The following is a 3,797-nucleotide window of genomic DNA, read 5'->3' on the forward strand; positions in this document are numbered from 1 at the left end:
CCGTGCAGCAGCACGGCGGTGGGGGCCGCGCCGCTGCCGCCGGGCCCGGCGTGGCCGGGGCCGAGCCGCTGCACATGGAGCCTGACGCCGTCCGGTCCGCCGGTGTGGACCATGGCCATCGGTCAGCTCCCCTCGGCGGTTTTCAGGCAGCCAACGATGTACTGGACCAGGTGGCCCACGCGGAGGTCGATGATCTCGTCGAGCTCAAGACCGGCCACGAACTCGGCGAAGTTGACCTGGCTTCCGTACCGGGCCTGAAGGCTTCCCGCCAGGGTGACCAGGTCGATGCTCTCCAGCTCGAGATCCTCCATGAACCGGCTCTCCACGGCGATCTCGACATCATCCAGGCCGTACTCGTCGAGCATGTTCTTGAGCATTCCGGAGATGTTCGTGAGGACGGTCTCCTCGTCGTCCGCCGCAGTGGTGTGCCCGGCGGTGCTCATTGTGTCTCCTCGGCCATGGTTGATCTCCTCACTCGTCGTCCGCCGGGCCGGTCGTCCAGGCCACGACGTAGTCCCTGGGCGGCAACCCGGGAGGGTTGGCCGTACGCGCGCTGTGCACCCGGTAGCGGCGCGGCGGCCGCCCGGCGGCCGTGGCCACCTCGACCAGGAGCCGCTCCGGGTCCGCCGCGTCGAGCACGGCGACGTCCGGCGCGCGGACGGCGCCCTCCGCCTTGGTGACGGCACACTTGACGGCCCGGAGGGTGGTGGTTTCCCATCGGGTGGTCGGTTGTCCGGCGATCTCCGGTCCGGTGATCTCCTCGATATGGATGCCGGGGCCCGGCCCGCCCGCGCGTCCCGGTGGGCGTGGCACTACCAGGGCCACCCCGGCCTCGGCCCGGCTCGCGAGCGTGACGTCCAGCGCGGGCAGCGTCCGGCCATGCACCCCGACGACGTACGGGCGGCCGTGCCCGTCCTCGCGCACCTGGATCTCGGCCGGGAAGACCGGCCCGTCTCCGCGCGCCCAGAGCCACTGCCGCACCGCGTCCTTGGCGGCGATCCGGCCCAGCAGCCACTGGCGTCGCCCGCGCGGGGCCTGCCGCTCGTACTCCAGGCGCTCGGCGCCGCCCAGGTGGTTACGCATGATCAGGTCACGGGACGCCAGGTCGGGCCAGCGCTCGTGGAGCAGCACCCAGCCACCGGGACGTGGCTGCGAGAGCGCGTTGAGCTCCGGGAAGCGCTCCACCGGCCGGGTGCTCGGATGGTTGTCGAAGCGGCGGTCCTGCCAGCCGTCGATCCGGGCCCACACCTGTCCGTCGATGAGCAGCTGGACGTCTGCTTCGAGCATGGTGTCGGTGAGCGAGAGGACTTCGATCGCACACTCCACTGGGGTGCCGGGGCGCGGGTGCGGTCCGAAGAGGCGTATGTGGCGCATGCCGACGGGGAAGACCATGGTCCGCTCGGTGCGGGTCGTCATGAGCCAGTAGCCGAGGAGCTGGCCCACATTGTCCAGCAGCGCGCCGGGCGCGGCCGGTGTGGTGATCGTGCCGCGTACGCGCGAGGCGCCGATCGCGGTGATCTCGCTGACGCCTTGGAACGCCGGGCCATGGAACATCAAGCGCTCGCCGTAGAGCTGGGCCGCGGTGTGGGCGGGGGCGTGTTCGGCGGCCGGGTCGGCGGGCCAGGGGGCGGGGCGGGGGTGTGGGTGGCGGGGCGCGAGCTCCACCGTGGCGTGGGCGCTGTGGCCGAAGTCCACGGCGAGCCGGTCCGGGCCTTCGGGCGACGGCGCCACGGTGATGGGCACTTCGGCGGGCGGGGCGGCGGTCACCCACCGGCCGAACCGCGCGCCGTGTACCGCGACCGCCCGCCGCCCGGGGGCGGCCCGCTCCGCCGCGTCCATCAGGTGGCCGACGATCGTGGTCGCCGGAACGACCGGCCACCGGTCCGACTCGTCAGGCCAGCCGGGCCGTTGCCGAAAGAAGAAGTGGTCGCGCAGGTACGGCATGGTCTCGGTGGACACCCGCAGCACGGTGCGCCAGGTTTCCGGCAGGGGTGGGGTGGCGGACCGCGACGGCTGAGGCGCCGCTGGCAACGGTGGTGGTGTCGGGGTCGGTGGTCCGCCCGCGCGGCCCGCGACGGCGATGAGCTCGGCGGCGGCACCGGCCGTCTCCCGGAGCAGCGCGCCGAGCTCCGCCGCCACCGGGAGCCGCCCCGCCACCGCGTCCAGCGCGGACACGGCGTCCGCCCGGACGGACCGCTGCGGACCGGCAACGTCGGAGGCCAACTCGCGGCGCAGCACAGCGAGATGGCGCTCGTCCAGGGAGATCAGCGCGCCGCCGAGGTCGAGCCGTACCGGCTTCGGCGCGGTGGCGGGCGGCGCGGTGGCGGGCGGCGCGGTGGTGGGGCGTGGCAGGGACGGGTCCACCCTGGCCCCGTCCACCCACAGGGCGGTGGCCACTCGGCGCAGCTGGGCGACGCCGTCGCGGTGCGGCGAGTCGGCGGCCACCGCGAGATGTTCCGACCCGTGCAGCGTGTCGCCGATGAGCGAGGCCAGCTGTCCCGGGCCGACCTGCACAAACACCCGGAAGCCCGCCCCGTACAGGGCCTTCGTCAGCAGCCGGAAGCGCACCGGTTCGAGCAGATGCCGGACGAACAGCTCACGCACGTCGGCCTCGTCGGGCGGATAGGGTGCCGCGGTCGTCCCCGACCAGATGGGCACGCTCGGCGGGAACAGCTCGAACCGCTCCGCGGCCGCTCTGATCGGCCCCAGGTAGGGCGCCAGCATGGGGGTGTGGAAGCCCGACTGGAACGGCAGGACGTGCCCGATCACCCCCTCGCCGCGCAACCGCCGTACGAACGCGTCGACGTCGGCCTGTGGCCCGCACACCATCGACTGGCTCGGCGCGTTGTCGTGCGAGAGCACGACCCGGCCGCCCCTGCCGCCCGCACCCTCCGCGAGCGCGGCCAGCACCCGCTCGGCAGGAGCGCCCAGCACGCCGAAGGCCAGTCCGGGCACGCGCAGCGCGTCGGGGTCGAACGAGTCGAGGAACTCATCGGCCGCGGCGCCGGAGTGCAGACCGGCGGACACCATCGCGGTCCATTCGCCGACGCTGTGTCCGGCCACCGCGTCCGGCACCACACCCATCCGCCGCAACGCGCCGTCCAGCAGCCGGCCGACGGCGAAGACGCCGACACTGTGCCGGCCGATGTCACCGACCAGGGCCCGGCCGTCGGCCACCGCGACGGAGGAGAGCCCGAAGTACTCGGCCACGCCGTCAACCCGTGGCGCGAACTCGGCCTCCAGCCCCGGAAAGACGAAGACGATCCGGCCAGGCCCGTCCACTGCGTGCTCGCCCAGCAGCGGAGCGGGGGCGAACCAGACGTCGCCGCGGCCACGCCACGGACAGCCTTTGGCCACGACGCGTCGCGCGAGCGCCAGCCGCTTGGCGTTCGGCCCGACGACGCCGAGCCTGATACGGCCCGCTGCGGGCGCGGTGGCACGCAGCGCCGCGTCGTCCGCCGCCAGCCACGCGGCCAGCCCCTCCGGCGTCTCGGCCCCCAGCGCGAGCACCCGCTCCGGCTCGGTGACCTGGACCCTGGGCGCGGTGGGGGCGGCGGGTGCCGCGGTGCTTGGCGCGTGAGGTCCGGTGGGCGTGGCCGCGCCCGTGCGCGCGATGGGGCCGACGGCGTCGGGTGCTGCGGGGCTGCCGGCCACCGCCGACGGCCTGGGCCACGGGCTCGCCGGGAGCGGCTGAGGGGCTCCCAAGGGGGCCTGCTCCAGCACCACATGTGCGTTGATCCCGCCGAACCCGAACGCGTTGACCGCCGCGCGGCGCACCCCCGTCCCCGGGCCGGTCT

At 74.5% G+C, this 3,797-nt stretch carries 2 protein-coding genes; both read right to left on the bottom strand.

The genetic code is table 11. From position 1 onward, the window contains the following. Positions 1–122: 122 nt before the first annotated feature. Positions 123–443, bottom strand: a complete 321-nt coding sequence (locus ABTY62_RS47310; protein WP_352135598.1) for a phosphopantetheine-binding protein — start codon at positions 441–443, stop codon at positions 123–125. 28 nt (positions 444–471) lie between these two features. Next, positions 472–3,797: acyltransferase domain-containing protein (locus ABTY62_RS47315; RefSeq protein WP_352135599.1), on the bottom strand; the 3,326-nt coding region annotated here is incomplete at its 5' end.

This window comes from Streptomyces sp. NPDC097640 (genome assembly GCF_040302705.1).
In the GTDB taxonomy this organism is placed as follows: Bacteria; Actinomycetota; Actinomycetes; order Streptomycetales; family Streptomycetaceae; genus Streptomyces.